15 protein-coding genes are annotated in these 17,865 nt (G+C 64.7%); 7 read left to right on the plus strand and 8 right to left on the minus strand.

Going from position 1 to position 17,865, the window contains the following annotated elements; genetic code table 11:
- Positions 1–24 precede the first annotated feature (24 nt).
- Positions 25–486 (minus strand): Lrp/AsnC family transcriptional regulator, encoded by a 462-nt coding sequence (locus AC07VI_RS22620; protein ID WP_492992374.1) that lies wholly within the window; start codon positions 484–486, stop codon positions 25–27.
- 99 nt (positions 487–585) lie between these two features.
- Here AC07VI_RS22620 and ilvB point away from each other — a divergent pair, with 99 nt between their 5' ends.
- The gene (gene ilvB, locus AC07VI_RS22625; protein ID WP_086145561.1) at positions 586–2,361 is read left to right on the plus strand and encodes a biosynthetic-type acetolactate synthase large subunit; all 1,776 of its coding nucleotides are present in this window, start codon (positions 586–588) and stop codon (positions 2,359–2,361) included.
- Positions 2,362–2,474: 113 nt separating this feature from the next.
- Here ilvB and AC07VI_RS22630 read toward each other — a convergent pair whose 3' ends face one another.
- Positions 2,475–3,332 carry a helix-turn-helix domain-containing protein gene (locus tag AC07VI_RS22630; RefSeq protein WP_492992372.1) on the minus strand — a complete coding sequence of 286 codons (858 nt, stop codon included), beginning with the start codon at positions 3,330–3,332 and terminating at the stop codon, positions 2,475–2,477.
- A 148-nt stretch (positions 3,333–3,480) separates the two neighbouring features.
- On the opposite strand from AC07VI_RS22630, the gene AC07VI_RS22635 reads away from it, so the two are divergent.
- Genes AC07VI_RS22635 through bamE form a run of 5 tightly spaced genes read left to right on the plus strand, consistent with a single transcriptional unit; the run spans position 3,481 to position 6,944 of the window.
- Entirely contained in the window at positions 3,481–4,935 is a 1,455-nt protein-coding gene (locus AC07VI_RS22635; RefSeq protein WP_086145614.1) for a cytochrome P450, read from the plus strand.
- A gap of 36 nt (positions 4,936–4,971) precedes the next feature.
- Positions 4,972–5,433: a GNAT family N-acetyltransferase gene (locus AC07VI_RS22640; protein WP_086145560.1), complete on the plus strand. Its 462-nt coding sequence runs from the start codon at positions 4,972–4,974 to the stop codon at positions 5,431–5,433.
- Positions 5,430–5,789: a nucleotide pyrophosphohydrolase gene (locus AC07VI_RS22645; protein ID WP_086145559.1), complete on the plus strand. Its 360-nt coding sequence runs from the start codon at positions 5,430–5,432 to the stop codon at positions 5,787–5,789. Before AC07VI_RS22640 ends, AC07VI_RS22645 begins: the two co-directional genes overlap by 4 nt.
- 49 nt (positions 5,790–5,838) lie before the next feature.
- Positions 5,839–6,639: a hypothetical protein gene (locus AC07VI_RS22650; protein WP_086145558.1), complete on the plus strand. Its 801-nt coding sequence runs from the start codon at positions 5,839–5,841 to the stop codon at positions 6,637–6,639.
- Positions 6,636–6,944 (plus strand): outer membrane protein assembly factor BamE domain-containing protein, encoded by a 309-nt coding sequence (bamE, locus tag AC07VI_RS22655; protein ID WP_086145557.1) that lies wholly within the window; start codon positions 6,636–6,638, stop codon positions 6,942–6,944. Before AC07VI_RS22650 ends, bamE begins: the two co-directional genes overlap by 4 nt.
- A gap of 75 nt (positions 6,945–7,019) precedes the next feature.
- Here bamE and AC07VI_RS22660 read toward each other — a convergent pair whose 3' ends face one another.
- From AC07VI_RS22660 to AC07VI_RS22670, 3 genes are all read right to left on the minus strand, one after another.
- The gene (locus tag AC07VI_RS22660) at positions 7,020–8,687 is read right to left on the minus strand and encodes a methyl-accepting chemotaxis protein (protein ID WP_494808821.1); all 1,668 of its coding nucleotides are present in this window, start codon (positions 8,685–8,687) and stop codon (positions 7,020–7,022) included.
- A gap of 438 nt (positions 8,688–9,125) precedes the next feature.
- Positions 9,126–11,276: a DEAD/DEAH box helicase gene (locus AC07VI_RS22665; protein ID WP_086145613.1), complete on the minus strand. Its 2,151-nt coding sequence runs from the start codon at positions 11,274–11,276 to the stop codon at positions 9,126–9,128.
- A 200-nt stretch (positions 11,277–11,476) separates the two neighbouring features.
- Positions 11,477–11,722 carry an alpha/beta fold hydrolase gene (locus tag AC07VI_RS22670; RefSeq protein ID WP_193068925.1) on the minus strand — a complete coding sequence of 82 codons (246 nt, stop codon included), beginning with the start codon at positions 11,720–11,722 and terminating at the stop codon, positions 11,477–11,479.
- Between the two features lie 150 nt (positions 11,723–11,872).
- Here AC07VI_RS22670 and AC07VI_RS22675 point away from each other — a divergent pair, with 150 nt between their 5' ends.
- The gene (locus tag AC07VI_RS22675; RefSeq protein WP_086145554.1) at positions 11,873–13,489 is read left to right on the plus strand and encodes a M28 family peptidase; all 1,617 of its coding nucleotides are present in this window, start codon (positions 11,873–11,875) and stop codon (positions 13,487–13,489) included.
- Between the two features lie 48 nt (positions 13,490–13,537).
- Here AC07VI_RS22675 and AC07VI_RS22680 read toward each other — a convergent pair whose 3' ends face one another.
- The 3 genes from AC07VI_RS22680 to AC07VI_RS22690 all read right to left on the minus strand — a co-directional run bounded on the left by AC07VI_RS22680 (position 13,538) and on the right by AC07VI_RS22690 (position 17,809).
- Positions 13,538–13,954, minus strand: a complete 417-nt coding sequence (locus AC07VI_RS22680) for an SRPBCC family protein (protein WP_086145553.1) — start codon at positions 13,952–13,954, stop codon at positions 13,538–13,540.
- Positions 13,955–14,094: 140 nt separating this feature from the next.
- Positions 14,095–14,793, minus strand: coding sequence for a dienelactone hydrolase family protein (locus AC07VI_RS22685; RefSeq protein WP_086145552.1), 699 nt, complete (start codon positions 14,791–14,793; stop codon positions 14,095–14,097).
- A 91-nt stretch (positions 14,794–14,884) separates the two neighbouring features.
- Positions 14,885–17,809 (minus strand): DUF6701 domain-containing protein, encoded by a 2,925-nt coding sequence (locus AC07VI_RS22690; protein ID WP_492992366.1) that lies wholly within the window; start codon positions 17,807–17,809, stop codon positions 14,885–14,887.
- Between the last annotated feature and the right edge of the window lie 56 nt (positions 17,810–17,865).

Consider the following 17,865-nt stretch of genomic DNA (forward strand, 5'->3'; position numbering starts at 1 on the left):
CCGTGCCGGGCAGGGGTAACAAAGTCAACGCTGCAAAGGCAGGTAACTCTGCTTAAGCTGGCGCAACACAAAGCTCGATTTGTTGTGGCGGATGCCGGGAATTTTATACAGGCGCTCGCGCAGCAGGCGTTCGTAGTCGCGCGTGTCGCTGACGGCAATGCGCAGGTAGTAATCGTAGTCGCCCGAGACGAGAAACGCTTCCAGCACTTCCGGGATCATGGCCAGCGCGTGGCCGAACTCGAACAGGGCCTGGTCGGAATGGTCGTCCAGCGTGACTTGCACGATGACGGTATCGGCCAGCCCCACCTTGGCCGCGTTGACGTTCACCGTATAACCCTCGATGACGCCATCGTCCTCCATGCGCTTGATGCGCGCCCAGCACGGCGACGAGGTCAGGCCCACCTTGGCGCTCAGCTCGTGCAGGCTGATGCGGGCATCCTGCTGCAGGGCCGCCAGGATGGCGAGGTCGAATTTATCCAGCTTCATTCTGTTCTTTCACTATTTTGCAGCAAATTTTGCTCAATAATGCATTCTATACGAGAAAACCAGCAGCCTTTTCTGCCGCATCAGGCAGAAAATAAGGCCATGAAACCCGATCCCGCTCCCCTCCTCGCGCACGCCTCCCACAACGGCGCCAGCACCCTGATCGACACCCTGCTGGCGCTCGGCGTCGACACCGTCTTCGGCTACCCGGGCGGCGCCGTGCTGCCCCTGTACGATGCGCTGCACGCCCAGCCCCGGCTGCGCCATATTCTCGTGCGCCACGAACAGGCGGCCGTGCACGCGGCCGAAGGCTATGCGCGCAGCACGGGCCGGCCCGGCGTCGTCTTCGTCACGTCCGGCCCCGGCATGAGCAACACCACCACGGGCTTGCTCGACGCCCTGTGCGATTCGATCCCCGTCATCTGCATCAGCGGCCAGGTGGCCACCACCAGCATCGGCACCGACGCCTTCCAGGAATGCGACGCGCTGGGCATTTCGCGCCCCGTCACCAAGTGGAACCGGCAAATCCGCGCGGCCGACGAGACGGCCGACGTCGTGCGCGAAGCGTACGCGCAAGCCACGCAAGGCCGGCCCGGCCCCGTGCTGGTCGACTTTCCCAAGGATCTGCAGCTGGCGCCGGTGCAGGCAACGACGGTGCCTGCCCCTTGCGCCCCGGCCCCGCTGCCGCCGCCGGCAGCCTCCGATCTCGAACAGGCCGCCAGCCTGATCGCCGCCGCCCGCCGGCCCGTGTTCTATGGCGGCGGCGGCCTCGTCAATTCCGGCCCGGAGGCCTGCGCCGCGTTTCAACAACTGGTGAAACTGGCGGCCGCGCCGTGCACCCTGACCTTATTGGGCCTGGGCGCCTTTCCCGCCTCGCACCCGGCCTTCCTCGGCATGCTGGGCATGCACGGCACGCTGGAGGCGAACCTGGCCATGCACCATGCCGACCTGGTCATTTGCGTCGGCGCCCGCTTCGACGACCGGGTGACGGGGCGGCTGGACGCCTTTTGTCCTGGCGCAAAGGTCATCCACATCGATATCGACCCGGCGTCCATCGGCAAGGTGGTGCGCGCCGACGTGGCCCTGCGCGGCGACTGCGCGCCCGTGCTGGCCGCGTTGCTGGCGCAGCTGCGCGGGCGGTTGCTGGCGGACCGCCAGCCGTGGTGGCGGCGCATCGACGGCTGGCGCGCGCAGGACTCGCTGGCGTTCGACGATACGCCGGACGTCATCGCGCCGCAGGCGCTGATGCGGCGCCTGCAGGCGGCGCTCGACAGCATGGACAGCGGCGACGCCCTCGTCTCCACCGACGTGGGCCAGCACCAGATGTGGGCGGCGCAGCATCTGCGCTTCGAGCAGCCGCGCCGCTGGCTGACCTCGGGCGGCGCCGGCACCATGGGCTATGGCTTGCCGGCCGCCATAGGCGCGCAGATCGCCCACCCCGAAAAATGCGTGGTGTGCGTCAGCGGCGACGCCTCGATCCTGATGAATATCCAGGAACTGGCCACGGCCGTGCAGCACCGTCTGCCCGTCAAGGTGGTGTTGTCGAACAATGGCTACATGGGCATGGTGCGCCAGTGGCAGGAACTGATACACGGCGGGCGCTACAGCCACAGCTACACCGAAGCGCTGCCCGATTTCGTCGCCCTGGCGCGCGCGTTCGGCTGGCAGGCGCGCACGGTCTCCCGGCGCGAGGAACTCGACGCAGCGCTGGCGGACTGCCTGGCATCGAGCGGCCCCTACTTCCTTGACGTGCGCGTGCACGGCGCGGAAAACTGCTTCCCCATGCTGGCGCCCGGCGCGGGGCACCATGAAGTCACTTTGGCAAAAGGCGTGGTATTTCAAGAAAAAAATAGCATTACTCAGCGTCCCGATGCCTGACAAAACCGTAGCGGGCGGAAGGGAGAGGTGGCCAAGAAGCGCAACCGTACTGTAGTACGGTGAGCATCGCAGGCCGCCTATACCGACGCGCAGCAGGTTTGGTCAGGCATTCACTACGCCCATATCCGGTAGACCCAGTAGCTTTCATCGTCGCGGATGGCGCGCGCCAGCTCGGTGGGGCTCAAGCCCGTGATTTCGCGCGTCTCGCGGCAGAAATGCGCCTGGTCGGCGTAACCGCCGCTGGCGGCGATATCGGACCATGACACCGCGCCCTGCAGGATGGCGCCGCGCTCGTCGAGGAACAGCTGTTCCGCGCGGCGCATGCGGCGCAAGGTGCGCATGGGCTGGCCGGCCCAGGCCTTGATGCGGCGCTCGATATGGCGCACGCTGCTGGCCAGCCCCGTCGATGCGGCCTGCACGCCCAGGCGGCGCACCCAGTCCTGCACGGCGCCGGCAGGATGGTCGCTGCCCTTGCGCGCCGCCAGCCAGCGCGGCGCGAGAAAGTCTTCCACCAGGCTGACGCGGGCGGCATCGTCGGGCGCGGCCAGCACGGCGTCGGACAGGGCCAGCCAGTCCGCGCCAAACACGGCGTCGAGCGGGCGGAACCGGTCCAGCAAGGCATCCATCGATACGCCCGTCAAGGCATGCAGGGCGGCCGGATAAAACATCACGACAAACGAGTGCACGGGACCGGGGTTGTAGCTGACCAGCGGATACGAGCGGGGGCCGCCGAACAGCGCGGGCGGCATGCGCACGTCCGGCAGCGACAGGCCCGGCCCGGCCGCTTCCACGTCGCCGGCGACGGTCCAGATGATGCTGCACATGGGCGCGGCGGGAAAACGGTTCAGGCGCTGGGCCGGCGGCAGGAGCGCGCAGCCCGTGGTGTCGCGCACGAGGATGGCGCGCACGCAGGAAGCGAGCGCGGCGCGCGGCGCGATCAAACGGGTCAGGGGCAGAGGGGCGGCAGGCATGGCGACGATTGTACCGGCAATTGCGCATGCCGCGCGATGTCGTATTCGTTCAATACAGGCGGTCCGCAATCGCGTAAAGTATGACTATAATTGCAAGCAAATCTTGCAAGCCATCCTCGTACTTTCACCGTATCGTCAGGAGATGTTCATGCCGCCACTCGACCATGCCGCCGCGCCCGCCGCCCCCCCCGCCATCGCGCGGCCCTTGCGCCAGATCCGCCGCCTGCCGGGGCCATTCGCCCTGCCCATCGTCGGCAACAGCCTGCAGATCAAGCTCACGCGCATCCACCGCGACGTGGAACAGTGGGTGCGGCGCTACGGCCCCTACCTGCGCGCCTGGTTCGGCCGCACGCTGGTGCTGGTGGTGGCCGACAGCGAGGCCGTGTCCGCCGTGCTGCGCGACCGCCCCGACGGTTTCCGGCGTCCGCTCAGCAGCTCCATCGTGTCCGAGGAAATGGGCGGCATCCCCGGCCTGTTCCTGGCCGAAGGCACGGAGTGGCGCAACCAGCGCCGCATGGTCATGGCCGGCATGGCGCCCGGCGCCATCAAGGCCTATTTCCCCGCGCTGGTGACGGTGGCCCAGCGCCTGCAGCGGCGCTGGCATCTTGCCGCCACGCAAGGCCAGGCGATCGACCTCGACGGCGACCTGAAGCGCTACACGGTCGACATCATCGCCGGCCTGGCCTTCGGCACGGAAGTCAATACGCTCGAATCGGGCGAGGACGTGATCCAGCGCCACATGGACGACATCCTGCCCGCCGTGGCGCGGCGCAGCCTGTCCATGTTCCCGTACTGGCGCTACGTCAAGCTGCCCATCGACCGCCGCCTGGACCGCGACGTGGCGGCCCTCTCCGCCGCCGTGGCCGGCCTGGTGCAGCAGGCGCGCGCGCGCATGGCGCACGATCCGGCGCGCCGCGCGCGCCCGCCCAACCTGCTCGAAGCCATGATCGCCGCCGCCGACCTGGAAGGCAGCGGCGTGAGCGACCGCAATGTCGCGGGCAATGTGCTGACCATGCTGCTGGCGGGCGAAGACACGACGGCCAACACGCTGTCGTGGATGATTTATTTGCTGCAACGCAACCCGCACACCCTGGCGCGGGCGCGCGAGGAAGTGCGGCGCCTGGCGCCCGACGTGGGCGCCTTCACGATCGAGCAGATGGACAGCCTCGACTACCTGGGCGCCTGCGCCAGCGAGGCCATGCGTTTAAAACCCGTGGCGCCCTTCCTGCCCGTCGAGGCGCTGCGCGACACGGTCATCGGCGACATCGCCGTGCCGGCCGGCACCCTCGTGTGGTGCGTGATGCGCCACGACACGGTGTCCGATAGCCACTTTCCCGACGCGCAGGCGTTCAAGCCCGAGCGCTGGCTGGCCGATAGCGAGGAAGTCAACGACAAGCGCGCCGCCATGCCCTTCGGCGCCGGCTTGCGCACCTGCCCGGGCCGCTACCTGGCCTTGTTGGAAATCAAGATCGCCATGGCCATGCTGCTGGGCAGCTTCGACCTCGCCGGCGTCGATACGCCGGACGGCGGCGAGGCGCAGGAATTGATGGGGTTTGTGATGTCGCCCATCGGCCTGAGCATGCGCCTGGCGCGGCCGCAGTGATACCATGGGGGCATCTCAGTCAACGTACTTTCCACCATGCAAATTCACCTGGAATCGCCGCGGCAAGCCGACGTGCAAGCCTTGATCGCCGAGCTTGATGCATATCAACAAACCCTGTATCCGGCCGAGTGCGTCTATTCGCTGGACCTGGCGTCCCTGCCGCCGGACACCCTGCTGTTCGCCGTCGCCCGCGATCCAGAGGGCGCGGCGCGCGCCTGCGGCGCCATCGTCGTCACGCCCGATTTCGGCGAGGTCAAGCGCATGTACGTGCACCCGGACAGCCGCGGCCTGGGCCTGGCCAGGCGCCTGCTGGCCCTGCTGGAAGAGCAGGCGCTGGCGCGCGGCTGCCGCTTGCTGACCCTGGAAACGGGCATCCACCAGCCCGAGGCCATCGCCCTGTACGCGCGCCAAGGCTACCAGCGGCGCGGGCCGTACGGCGAGTATCGCGACGATCCGTTCAGTGTCTTCATGGAAAAGCCGCTGCGGGCGGCCGCATGAGCGCGCCCGCCGACAGCCTGCTCGACATCCGCGCGCGCCTGCGCGCCTTTGCCGCCGTGCGCGACTGGGACCAGTTCCACACGCCGAAAAACCTGGCCATGGCCCTGTCCGTGGAAGTGGCGGAACTGGCGGAGCATTACCAGTGGCTGCCCACGGGCGCGGACGCCGAGCTGGACGAAGCCAAGCGCACGGGCATCCGCCACGAACTGGCCGACGTACTGATGTATCTGGTACGCCTGGCCGACAAGAGCGGCGTTGACCTGCACGCGGCCGTGCTGGAAAAAATGGCACTGAATGCGCAGAAATACCCGGCGCAGCAGGTGCGCGGCGACGCGCGCAAATATAGCGAATACTGAAATACCCATCCGTGCGTGGCTGCCGCGCAAAAAGGCGTAGCATCAAGCCATGCGCACTCCTCTCTCCTTGCTGCTCGCTGGCTTGCTCGCTGGTCCACTGTCCAGCGCTGTTGCACTGGCGCAAACCGCGCCCGTGCCGCAAGTAAAAGTGGACGCCACGCGCGACCCCGTCGACAAATCCTACCGCAAGATGCTGCAGGGCGTGGAGCGCTTCGAGCGCGACCATGCACTGGCGCCGCAGGCCGTGCTGCGCTTTCGTTTGCTGCCGCGCCAGCCCGGCGTGGACATGACGGGCGTGCAGCTGCGCATCGCCGGCGATACCGTCAGCATCCCGCTCCCCTTGGCAGAGGACAACAGCTTTGCCCCCGTGCGCAATGCGCAGGCGGCGCGCGAAGACGCCGTGCTGCTCGCCAACCGCAGGGCTTCCACCATGAGCTGGCGCGCGCAGGTCATCACGCCCGGCTTGCCGCCCGGCACGCGGCGCCTGGGCGACCTGCGCCTGGAATGCCGCGCCGGCATGGATTCCGGCCTGATCTCGAACGACCCGCAAATCATCGCCTGGCTGTCGAGCATGCTCTACAGCACCGACAAAGTGTGTTCCGAGCCGGACGGCAATTATCTGTTCTTCACGGAGCGGCCCCTGTTCGGCGTCACCCTCGTGCATGGCGAACGCCGCCTGGCCCTGCCGTTCGCCATGCTGTATGCGGGCGGCGAGCAAACGCCCGCCTCGCTGCCGTATTGCGATTGCCAGGTCTTGCTCGACCGCACGTATTACGCGCCCCTGTGGGATGCCAGCTGGCCCGACGACACCCTGCTGGAATTTGACTACATGGACGAGGTGGCGCCATGAAATGGCTGCTGATCGCCATGCTGGCGCTGCTGGCCGCCTGCTCCGGCACGCGCGCCTTGCAGGCAAGCAAGAACGTGCCTTACGCCACCCTGGAACAGGTGGTGCGGCCGGGCAGCAGCACGCGCGAACAGGTGCGCGCCGCACTGGGCGACAGCACGGCCATCCGCTTCGACAGCGGCAAGGAAGTGTGGATGTACAGCTACCCGGCCGCCGCGGGCGCGCAGGGCGAATATGTGATTCTGTTTGGCGGGGACGGCGTGGTGAAGAAGGTGCGCAGCGGGGAAGTGTATCGGGTGAAGCAGTAAAAGTACCCCAAAAGCAAACTGGGGGGAATGCTCCCAATGGGAAGCATTCCGCTCACGCAGTGACTGCCCCCGGCACTAACCGGGTTGGCGCGCCTTCAGCAAGGCCCGCGACGCCACGCCCGCGCCCGCGCCGCGCCCCGCGCCGGCCACCTTGCGCTTGGGCGAGGCCTTCAATTTGAAGATGCCGATCGACTTGGCCACGCTGTCGGTGCGCTGCGCCAGATTGGTGGCGGCGGCGGCGGCGGCCTGCTCCACCAGCGCCGCATTCTGCTGCGTGATGCCATCCATGTGGATGACAGCCTGGTTGACTTGCCCGATGCCCTGGTTCTGCTCGCGCGTGGTCGAGGAAATCTCGTCCATCACTTCCGTCACGCGGGCCACGGAGGCGATCACTTCCGTCATGGTGGCGCCCGCATTGCTGGTCAGCACGCTGCCCGCATTCACGGTGGCGATCGAATGGTCGATCAGCTGCTTGACTTCCTTGGCCGCCGTCGCCGAGCGTTGCGCCAGGCTCCGCACTTCGCCCGCCACGACGGCGAAGCCGCGGCCGTGCTCGCCCGCGCGCGCCGCTTCCACGGCCGCGTTCAAGGCCAGGATGTTGGTCTGGAAGGCGATGCCGTCGATCAGGCCGATAATGTCGAGAATCTTGCGCGACGAGGTGCTGATTTCGTCCATCGTGGTGACCACTTCGCTGACGATGGTGCCGCCCTTGGCCGCGATGGTCGACGCCTGCGCCGCCAGGTCGTTGGCCGTGGACACGTGATCGGCGCTGTTCTGCACGGTCGACGTCAGTTCTTCCATGCTGGCCGCCGTCTGCTCCAGGCTGGATGCCTGCGATTCCGTCCGGCTGGACAAGTCCATATTCCCCGTGGCAATTTCCGCCGTGGTAATGCGGATATCCTCGAAATTGGCGCGCACGTCGCCGATAATGCTGTGCAGGTTGATATTCGTCTGGCGCAAGGCCGCCATCAATTGACCCATGTCATCATCACGCACCTTGTCGATGACGCCCGTCAAATCGCCGCCTGCCATCTTGCGCGCCGCCGTGATGGCGTCGCCCAGCGGCGCGACGAGAGAGTTGTGCAGATGGACCCAGAAATACAGCATCAGCGCCACGGCGGCGGCGGCAGCGCCGCTGAGCCAGCTGCGCGTGGCCGTGCTTGTCTCACCGTCGATACTCCACACGGCGCAGCCGAGGATGGCCAGCACCACGCCGAAGACGGCGCAATGCAGGGCGATGTCCTGCGACAGGCTCAGCTTGCGCCACTCGGCCAGCCTGGCGGCCCAGCCCTGGCGCACGACGCGGCCATTGCGGATCGCCAGCCTGGCGCTATTGCCGTCTTTAAAACTTTTATACAGGGCTGCCGCTTCGTTGACCTGCTCGCGCGTGGGCTTGGTGCGCACGGACATATAGCCGATCGGGCGGCCGTTTTCGATGACGGGCGTGATATTGGCGAAGACCCAGTAAAAGTCGCCGTTCTTGCAGCGGTTCTTGACCATGCCCGTCCACGGCATGCCCGTCTTGATGGTGTCCCACAGGTCGGCAAACGCTTCGGCCGGCATATCGGGATGCCGCAGGATATTCTGTGGCGCTCCCAGCAGTTCCATTTCTGAAAAGCCGCTGACTTCAATGAAATACTGATTGGCGTAATTGATGTTTCCCTGTAAATCCGTGGTGGAAACAATCGTCATGCCGTCATTTAATACGTATTCATTTTGCGTGATAGGCGTGTTGACCCGCATCGTCGCTCCTCTATTTTTTTCAACTAGCATAACAAAAACATAAAAACAATATACCACATCAAGCACCCACGAGATATCGCCCCGGCGACAATGACGCCAGTCAAACAATATAATAAAAATCAATTCATTTATGTTTTATGATTTACTTTGACTCAACTTGATTGATTTTATTGAAATGCAAAATTCAAATTGCGCACATGCGCAATAATTAATAAAAAATTATGTATCGATGTGGCGGGCAATAAACATGGCGCTTGCGCCGATTAAAAGACGCGCAGCGGACGCAATACAGGCCGGCGCGTGGCTACGCCTGCCTGCAACCATAGCGCGGCAACCATGTTCATTTCTTGAGGGAAAATAAAAACTGGCGCGAATGCGCCAGTGGGGAGATATGTCTCCAATCCGCGACACAGGCGCCGCAGCGCCCGTGGGGATGGCTTACTTGAACGTTTTGCGCGGCGACTTCGGACGCGGTGGCGCAGGCTTGCGCTCCGTCGTGCCGTCATCGAGGCTGATGCGCAGTTTCTGGCCCGAGACCACGACCGATTTCAGGTGGTCGAGGATTTCCGGCGGCATTCCTTCCGGCAAGTCCAGCACGCTGTAGTTGTCAAAGATATCGATGCGGCCGATATGCTTGGCTTCCAGGTTCGCTTCGTTGGCAATGGCGCCGACGATGTTGCTTGGCGTCACGGCGTGCTCACGGCCCACTTCGATGCGGTAAGCCGTCACGCCCGGGCGTGGGCGCTCCTTCTTCGGCGCGCGCGGCGCAGGCGCAGCGTCGCCCGCGTCCGCTGGTGCATCCTTGAACGCTGGCGCGGACTTGGCGGCAAACGGCTTGCGCGGCGCGGCTGGCGGCGCCAGGTCCGGCGCGTCGCCGTCACGGCTGATGCGCAGCTGCTGGCCCGCCACCCACACGGTTTTCAGCTGGTCCAGCAATTCTTTCGGCATGCTGTCCGGCAAGTCCAGGACGCTGTAGTCATCATAGATTTCGATGCGGCCGATGTTTTTCGAATCGATGCCCGCTTCGTTGGCGATGGCGCCCACGATATTGCCCGGTTTTACGCCATGTTGATGACCTACCTCAATACGGAACGTCTGCATGCCGGCGTCGGCCGGGCGCTGGATGCGTTCCTTCTTCGGGAAGGCCGGGCGCTCGCTGCGCTCGAAGCGGTCGCCGCGGTCGAAACGCTCGTTGCGCTCAGGGCGGTCGAAGCGGTCCTGGCGCACGGGACGGTCATCCTGCCACGTGGCTTGCTCGCGCGCCTTGTTCTTGTCCAGCAACAAAGGCACATTGCCACGCGCCATCTTCGCCAGGGCGGCGGCGATTTCGATGGCGGGAATGTTCTGTTCGCGTTCAAAATCCTCGATCAGCGACTGGAACTGTTCCAGTTCGCCCAGGGCCAGGGTTTCGCTGATCTGTTCCTTGAACTTGGCGATGCGCACGTCGTTGACGGCCTGTATCGTCGGCAGTTCCAGCATGCCGATCGGCTGGCGGGTCGAGCGCTCAATGGCTTTCAACAAGTTCTTTTCACGCGGGGTGATGAACAAAATCGCTTCGCCGCTGCGGCCGGCGCGGCCCGTGCGGCCGATGCGGTGGGTATAGCTTTCCGGATCGTGCGGCACGTCATAGTTGACGACGTGGCTGATGCGCTCGACGTCCAGGCCGCGGGCGGCCACGTCGGTTGCCACGAGGATGTCGATCTTGCCGTCCTTTAATTGCTGGATGGTACGCTCGCGCTGCGCCTGCTGGATGTCGCCATTGATGGCGGCCGCCGAGAAACCGCGTGCCTGCAGCTTGCTGGCCAGCTCTTCCGTGCCCAGCTTGGTGCGGGCGAAGATGATCATGCCGTCAAACGCTTCCGCTTCCAGGATGCGCGTCAGCGCGTCGAGCTTGTGCATGCCCGACACGAGCCAGTAGCGCTGGCGGATGTTGTCGGCCGTGCCCGTCTTGGCGGCCACGGTCACTTCGGCCGGGTTCACCAGGTAGGTGGTGGCGATGCGCTTGATGACGGAAGGCATCGTGGCCGAGAACAGGGCCGTTTGATGGCCGTCCGGGGTTTCTTTCAAGATACGTTCGACGTCGTCGATAAAGCCCATGCGCAGCATTTCATCGGCTTCGTCGAGCACCAGCGTCTTCAGCTTGGACAGGTCGAGCGAGCCCTTGTCCAGGTGATCGATGACGCGGCCAGGGGTGCCGACGACGACGTGCACGCCGCGGCGCAGGGCCGACAGCTGCGGGCCGTAGCTTTGGCCGCCGTAGATCGGCAGCACATGGAAGCCGGGAATGTGGGCGGCATACACCTGGAACGCTTCGGCGACCTGGATGGCCAGTTCGCGCGTCGGTGCCAGGACCAGGGCTTGGGGTGAGCTTTGTTTCAGATCAATGCGCGACAGGATAGGCAAGGCGAAGGCGGCGGTCTTGCCCGTGCCTGTTTGCGCCTGTCCCAGCACGTCGCGGTTGGCGAGCAATAATGGAATCGTGGCCGCCTGGATAGGCGACGGTGTTTCGTAACCGACATCCTTGAGCGCGCGAACCAGCGGCTCGCTCAGGTTAAGGTCGGAAAATAAGGAAATTGGTGTATCAGACATGAAATCACTCACAAGTTCGCTCGAATCGCCCAATGCGAAAGAGTGTATCTGCTAGTTTACTCTTTACTGGACCATACCGGGTGGACACAGGCCGCAGAACGCCGTTTTTTGCCATCGACAACGCAGAAAAATCGGCGATCCGCACGCAATTGGTGCAAAAACCAAGCAATATTATATGTTTTACAATAGATTCGGCTGTTTTACAGGTGCGCTTCGATATTGCTTGCCGCATCGACCGAGTGGCGCAGGAACTCCAGCAAGTCTTCGTTCAGGCGGTCCCTGTGCGTCGTCGCCAGGCCGTGCGAAGCCAGGTAAAACATCTGCTCTTCCCAGGCGTCGGACGACAGGGGCCAGCCGTGGCTGAAGACGACGGGCGCGCCGCTGCGCCTGTCCTTGTAGCAGACCAAGGTAGCGTCGGCGGTACGCAAGGTGTTACTCGATTGCAAGTCGGCGGCTAGTCATGGAACGCTCCTGGTCGGCGGGCCAGCGGCCATTGTGGCCGCAATGGCGCGCGCATGCCGCGCGCTACGCTGGAGCATTGCGGTAGAGTAAGATTGCCGCTGCTTTGCTTTCCCGTATTCACTTTTGGAGTTGCCATGCGTTTTCCCCTCGTCCTCGCGGCCAGCCTGTTCAGTACTACCGCCTTCGCCCAAGCGCTCGTTGCCGAAGCGCCCCTGCGCGCCCATCTGTCCTTCCTGGCCGACGATTTACTGGAAGGACGCGGCACGGGCCAGCGCGGCGGCGACCTGGCCGTGCGCTACCTGGAAACCCAGGCGGCCGTGGCCGGCCTGCAGCCGTTGCAGGATGGCAGCTACCGCCAGGCGCTGACCATCGTCGGCAGCAAGGCCTTGCCATCGAGCAAAGTCACCTTCAGCGCGGGCGGCAAGACCTTGTCTCCCGCCTTCGGCAAGGACATCGTCTTTGGCGCGGCCAATGGCCAGGAAAAAGTGGCGTTCGACGCGCCCCTCGTGTTTGCCGGCTACGGCATCCGCGCCCCGGAAGAAAACTGGGACGATTTCAAGGGTGTCGATCTGAAGGGCAAGCTCGTCATCATGATGGTCAACGACCCGCAGCCGACCGCAGCCGAGCCAAACCGTTTCGCCGGCAAGTCGCTGACCTATTACGGCCGCTGGGTCTACAAGTACGAGGAAGCGCTGCGCCAGGGCGCGGCCGGCGTCTTGCTGATCCACACGACGGAATCGGCCTCCTACCCATGGTCGGTGCCGGCCAACGGTTTCGGCCACGAGCGCTTCAGCCTGGCCGGCGCGGGCAATGCGATGGAAGGCTGGCTGCAGGAAGACATGGCGCGCGCGCTGTTCCAGCAAGCCGGACAAGACCTCGACGCCCTGCGCGCGCAGGCCGAAACGCGCGCATTCCGTCCCGTGGCCCTGAACGCCACGGTCAAGGTGGCATTGAACAGCCAGATCCGCAGCATCGAGCAATTCAACGTGGCCGGCATCGTGCCGGGCACGGATCCGAAACTGAAGGACGAAGCCGTGATTTACTCGGCGCACTGGGACCACCTGGGCAAGGATGACGAAGGCAGCGCCCGCGCCGGCCAGAGCGACCACATCTACAACGGCGCCATCGACAACGCCTCGGGCGCGGCGGCCCTGCTGGCCATGGCGCAGGTTGCGGTAAAACAACCGGCGCGCCGCACGCAGATCTTCCTGTGGCCGGCCGGCGAGGAAACGGGCATGCTGGGCAGCACGGCCTACACGCGCGCGCCCCTGTGGCCGCTGGCCAAGACGGCCGCCGACCTGAACCTCGACAGCATGAATTTCGTCGGCAAGACGCGCGACATCGGCGTGGCCGGCGCCGAGCGCAGCAGCCTGTACGCAAGCGCCGCGCGGGTGGCCAAGCGCATGGGCCTGCGCCTCGCGCCCACCATTCCCGACCTGTCCGGCGCCTTTTACCGGGCCGACCATTTTGCCTTTGCCAAGGCCGGCGTACCCGCCTTCAACGTGGGTTCGGCCGTGTTTTCCGGCGACGGCTCCTTCGACTTCGTCCAGGCGCCGAAAGCCTCCGGCGAGCGCCTGGTGGCGTTCAAAAAGGATTACCACCAGGTCACCGATGAATACCACCCGTCGTGGGACTTGTCGGGCATGGTGCAGCAGGCGCAATTCACCCTGAACCTCGGCTACGAAGTGGCAAACGACAAGAACTTGCCGACGTGGAACAAGGGCGAGGCGTTCGGCAAGGTGAAACGCTAAAACTGTCTACGCATAAAAAAAACACCGGCCTGTGCCGGTGTTTTTCATTCAAATCGCCATGATGCGTTTCAGGTCGACGAATGCGGTCTCGTACAGGTGCTGGAACGCGCCCACCATGACCTCTTCCACGCCTTCGGCCGCGTCGAACTCGCTCGACCATTGCGCCACGCAGGAAGCGCCGCCCGGTTCGCCCGTGACGCACAGGGTGGAGCGGTAATTCCTGACGGGGATAGGCCCCGAGACGATGGTATAGCTGTAGCTCTTGTCCGCTTCGCTGTAGCTTTGCAGGCGCTCGGCGATGACGGCGCCGTCCGTGGTTTTCAGGCGGCGCACGCGGCCGCCGTGTTCGGACAGGCTGGTCTTGATCGAGCTCGACCATTCAGCCAACGACTGGAAGCCGCCGATAAAATCCCACACGCGTTCGGCGCTTGCCGCCAATGTTACAGAAACAATTACTTGGGCCATCTTTAATTCGGTTCCTCATCCAGGTTTGCCGGGCGCCGCGCCCGGCCGGCCGGAGTTGCCCGGCACAGCCGCTATTTTAGCGCCCATGCGCCTTTGCTGCTCGGCGCGCAAGGCCGGCGATCCTGTTTTCGGCGCAAGCCTTACAGATTTTCTGCCAGGAAAATCAAGGAATTGCCATGCGCGTGCGCGGCGGCACGCTGCTGGTAGCTGTCGCGGTGGGTGCAGTTGAAACCGTGCTCGGCGCCCGGGTAGATATGGATTTCCACGTCTTGCCGGTCTTCGAAGCGCTCGGCGATCTTTTGCACGGCTTGCGGCGGAATATGGCTGTCCTGGCCGCCGAAATGCATGAGCAGCGGCACCTGGATCTTGTCGGCCAGGTCCAGCTTGTTCTGGATGCCGCCGCCGTAATAGGCGATGGCGGCGTCGACCAGGCCGGCCGCGGCCGTTTGGTACGACAGGCGGCCGCCGAAGCAGTAGCCGACCGAGGCCAGCTTGCCCGTCACTTCAGGGCGGGCGCGCAGGACGGCGACGGTGGCGGCGATATCGCTGTCCGCATGCGGATTGTCGGTGGCCTGCATCAGTTCGACGGCGCGCTTCCAGCCGTCCCCGTCATAGCCCAGTTCAATGTGCGCGCCGGCGCGCCAGAACAGGTCCGGCACCAGCACCACGTAGCCGTCGGCCGCGTACTGGTCGGCCACGGCGCGGATATGCTCGTTGACGCCGAAAATTTCCTGCAACAGGACGATGGCGGGGCCCTTGCCCACGTGCGGCACGGCCAGGTAAGCCTGGAAGCTGCCGTCCGGGCCGGCAATATCGATCCACTGCGAAGTTGTGCTCATAGAAAACTCCAGTCTGAGGTTGGGGGAATGCCACAGCCAGGCATGTTACTGGTTTTTCACGCTGCCTGCGTGCACCCGCCTTTGCCCTGCCTCAATACATCTCGCGCAGATAAATCACGGGGCCCGCTCTGAGGATGCCAAAGACGACGACGCCGACCGTGCTGCCCAGGTAAGGATGATTGCCCACGGAAACGTCCACGCGGCCAGACTTGCCGGTTCCGGGCGCCAGCAGAGTCAGGCGATTGAACTGCGGCAACACGCCTTGGGCGACGGCGTAGGTCCGGTCATCCACAGCCAGCGCAGCGCAGTCCAGCGGTTTCTTGCAGTTGGCCAGCACCACGTCCGACTTGTTGAATGCGCTGATGCTGTCGAGCAAATTCGTCACCCATTTCGTTCCATTCCAATACTGCACTTGCACGGCCAGTTTGACGGGCAACAACTCGGAACCATAACCGTGGGCAACCTGCCATTGCCCCGACAGCACGGTCAGCCGCGCCTCGTTCTGTACCAATGCAGAGGTCGAGCTGACGACGACGCTGCCGAGATATGTGCTGCTGGCGCGCAAGCGCACGCCGGTGGGCGCCAGCGGCGCGCCCGGCTTGCCCGGAAAGCGGTAGGCGACCATGGGCGAGGCGACGCCCAGGGTGAATGTCGCGGGCGCCACGCCGGTGATGGTGGCTTGCGCCTTCTTGCCGTCGGTGAGCCGGCTGCTGCCATCAGAAGTGCTCGGTGGAAAAGCAATCGTGCCCGTGGCCGCATCCCAGCCGTCGAGCAGCACGGGCGCCAGGACGCTCGGATTGAGCTCGTCATAATTTTGCGTCGTCGTCCCGCCCAGGGCGCGCGCCGTCACGCGCACGCCTATCGCCTGCCCCGCATACGCGTAGCGGCCTGTCGCCCCATCGTCGGCGCAGGTGAGCGGCGCGGCGCACGGCGTGGCGATGCCGTTGAGCGCGGCCGGCGCATCACCGTCGCCCTTTTTGATCAGCTCCGTGATGAAGTGATGCGGGATAAACTGCACCGGCTTGCTCACGCTCGGGGCCGGCGCGGCAAGGTTGGCATCCAGGTAGCCCTTGCGGTTGGCCAGATTGAAGGCGATGGTGATGGTTCCCACTTCCGGCCAGTTCATGTCACTGCTGGCAACGCTACCATTGGCGAAGACCACGCCACCTTGCAGGGCAGGCTTGGCGGGCTTGGGGATCTCGCTCGCCGTCGGCCTGACCAGGCTGGCCAGCGAAGGCAGCGCCGTTTCTGCCGGCTTTTCATTGCCGAAGTTCGGCGTCACGGCGCCCGCGCTATTGAGCGCGCTCATGCTGACCGTCACCGGCGCGCCCGCGCGCTGGGGACTGGCAATGACGGGGACGCTGAACGCGGCCGGCACGACGGTGACTTCGGCGTTGCCCGTCATCCTCAAGCCGGCGTCGCCGCTAGCGGCCGACCCCGTATAGGTGGCCGTCATATTCAGCTTGCCCACGTCCGCATACGACATGATGGCCGTGGCAACGCCAGCGTTGTCGAACGCCAGGTTGACAGTCTTCCCCAGGAGACTGCAAGCACTGCTGTTATCCGCGGCCAAGGCGATGAAGGGGCCCGTGCCTTTGATGAAGACGGGCAAGGTGCCGCTGGCGGGATTGCCATAGCTGCAACTGAGGGTCAAATCCTTGCTGGTATTCTTAAACAGGGGCACGCACGCTTGCGGGGTCTGGCTGGGGGCGCCCTGCACGGCGCTGATGCTGAACGACTGTTGAGTGGCAGAAACATGATTGACGGGAATGACCGTCAATCCTGTTGCCGCAAAAGCCATGTTGCAGCTGCTGCTGGCGTCCGAAGCGCGCTTGCACACGAGCGCTTCCTTGGCGCCGGGCACGCTCGCCAGGCTCAGGGTGGCGCTGCCGGCCGTGTACTGGCGCACGCTGGCCGTCGCCACGCCGCTGCTGTCGATCAGCGTCGCCGTGCCGCCGGGACTGACGGTGACATTCGCGCCGCCCGTGTACCTGGTGCTGCAGGCGGCATCCGCGCATGCCGTCACCGTCACCGTCTGCGGCGCGCACGTCAGCGCATTGCCCGGATGGTCGATCTGGAAGTGGTGGGGAGCGGCCTGCGCGCCGGGGCCGCATTTCGGCCCCATCGGTTCATTGAAGGCCCAGCCGCTGTTGTTCGTCACGCAGCTGCACGGGTTCGATGGCGTATAGGCCTTGCAGGTGATGGTTTGCTGCACCCGGCCCTGCCAGCCCAGGGTGATGTGGTCAACCTTGGCGTTGCCCGTGATATAGGCGTTGGACGAGTCGAGGGTGACCTCGCCGGCATCCACATTGCCCCTGATGCCATTGCCCGAGGCGATCGACAAGGAATTGCTCGCGTCCACGTCGCCGATGACGAGCAGGCCGGACGCCTTCAGGTCGATGGTCGGCGATTTCAGGTCGCCCGTCACCTGGCTGCCCGAACCGATGGTCAGCGAAACGCTGGCCGTGATATCGCCCTGGATGCGGGTGCTGGCGGCCAGGATATTGACGATGGTGCCGCTGATCGGCCCGTTGATGACCGAACCGGAGGCGATTTCCACCGGGCCCTTGGCGCTGATCTTGCCCGTCACCGTGACGTTGTTCGAGCCCATCTTGATGGTGGTGGCGGCAATATTCGCCGTGACGGTCTGTTCCTGCGCGCCCATGAGGAAGGTGCCGCCTTCGGCGCTCAGGCTGCCCCCTGTCACCTTCAGATTCGACGGCTTGATGTCCTTGATATCGAGATTGCCCCTGACGGTCAGCGCGGCGTTGCCGCTCATCGTCAAGCCCTGGTTATAGCTCATCGCCAGCGAACTGTTGACCGTCACGCCATACGCGCTGCCGATGACGATGACGTCGGTAGAGTCCAGCGCCAGCGAGGGGCACGTGTATTGCAAGCCATCCGTGCTCAGGCTGCAGCCGCTGACGGCGCCGCCATTGAAGTTGAGCGTGGCAGCCTGGGCAATAGTTGAGTACAACAATAGTGTCAGGGTGGCAAAAAAGGGAAGTAAGCGCACGATATCCAGGAATCTGATGAATGGGAAACCAGCGGGCGCGTGGCTTATTCCATGCT

This window comes from Janthinobacterium sp. GW821-FHT03A03 (genome assembly GCF_059421435.1).

Coding starts and splice junctions, on each gene's coding strand:
- AC07VI_RS22620 (WP_492992374.1), bottom strand. CDS start 486: ATGAAGCTGGATAAATTCGACCTCGCCATCCTGGCGGCCCTGCAGCAG.
- ilvB (WP_086145561.1), top strand. CDS start 586: ATGAAACCCGATCCCGCTCCCCTCCTCGCGCACGCCTCCCACAACGGC.
- AC07VI_RS22630 (WP_492992372.1), bottom strand. CDS start 3,332: ATGCCTGCCGCCCCTCTGCCCCTGACCCGTTTGATCGCGCCGCGCGCC.
- AC07VI_RS22635 (WP_086145614.1), top strand. CDS start 3,481: ATGCCGCCACTCGACCATGCCGCCGCGCCCGCCGCCCCCCCCGCCATC.
- AC07VI_RS22640 (WP_086145560.1), top strand. CDS start 4,972: ATGCAAATTCACCTGGAATCGCCGCGGCAAGCCGACGTGCAAGCCTTG.
- AC07VI_RS22645 (WP_086145559.1), top strand. CDS start 5,430: ATGAGCGCGCCCGCCGACAGCCTGCTCGACATCCGCGCGCGCCTGCGC.
- AC07VI_RS22650 (WP_086145558.1), top strand. CDS start 5,839: ATGCGCACTCCTCTCTCCTTGCTGCTCGCTGGCTTGCTCGCTGGTCCA.
- bamE (WP_086145557.1), top strand. CDS start 6,636: ATGAAATGGCTGCTGATCGCCATGCTGGCGCTGCTGGCCGCCTGCTCC.
- AC07VI_RS22660 (WP_494808821.1), bottom strand. CDS start 8,687: ATGCGGGTCAACACGCCTATCACGCAAAATGAATACGTATTAAATGAC.
- AC07VI_RS22665 (WP_086145613.1), bottom strand. CDS start 11,276: ATGTCTGATACACCAATTTCCTTATTTTCCGACCTTAACCTGAGCGAG.
- AC07VI_RS22675 (WP_086145554.1), top strand. CDS start 11,873: ATGCGTTTTCCCCTCGTCCTCGCGGCCAGCCTGTTCAGTACTACCGCC.
- AC07VI_RS22680 (WP_086145553.1), bottom strand. CDS start 13,954: ATGGCCCAAGTAATTGTTTCTGTAACATTGGCGGCAAGCGCCGAACGC.
- AC07VI_RS22685 (WP_086145552.1), bottom strand. CDS start 14,793: ATGAGCACAACTTCGCAGTGGATCGATATTGCCGGCCCGGACGGCAGC.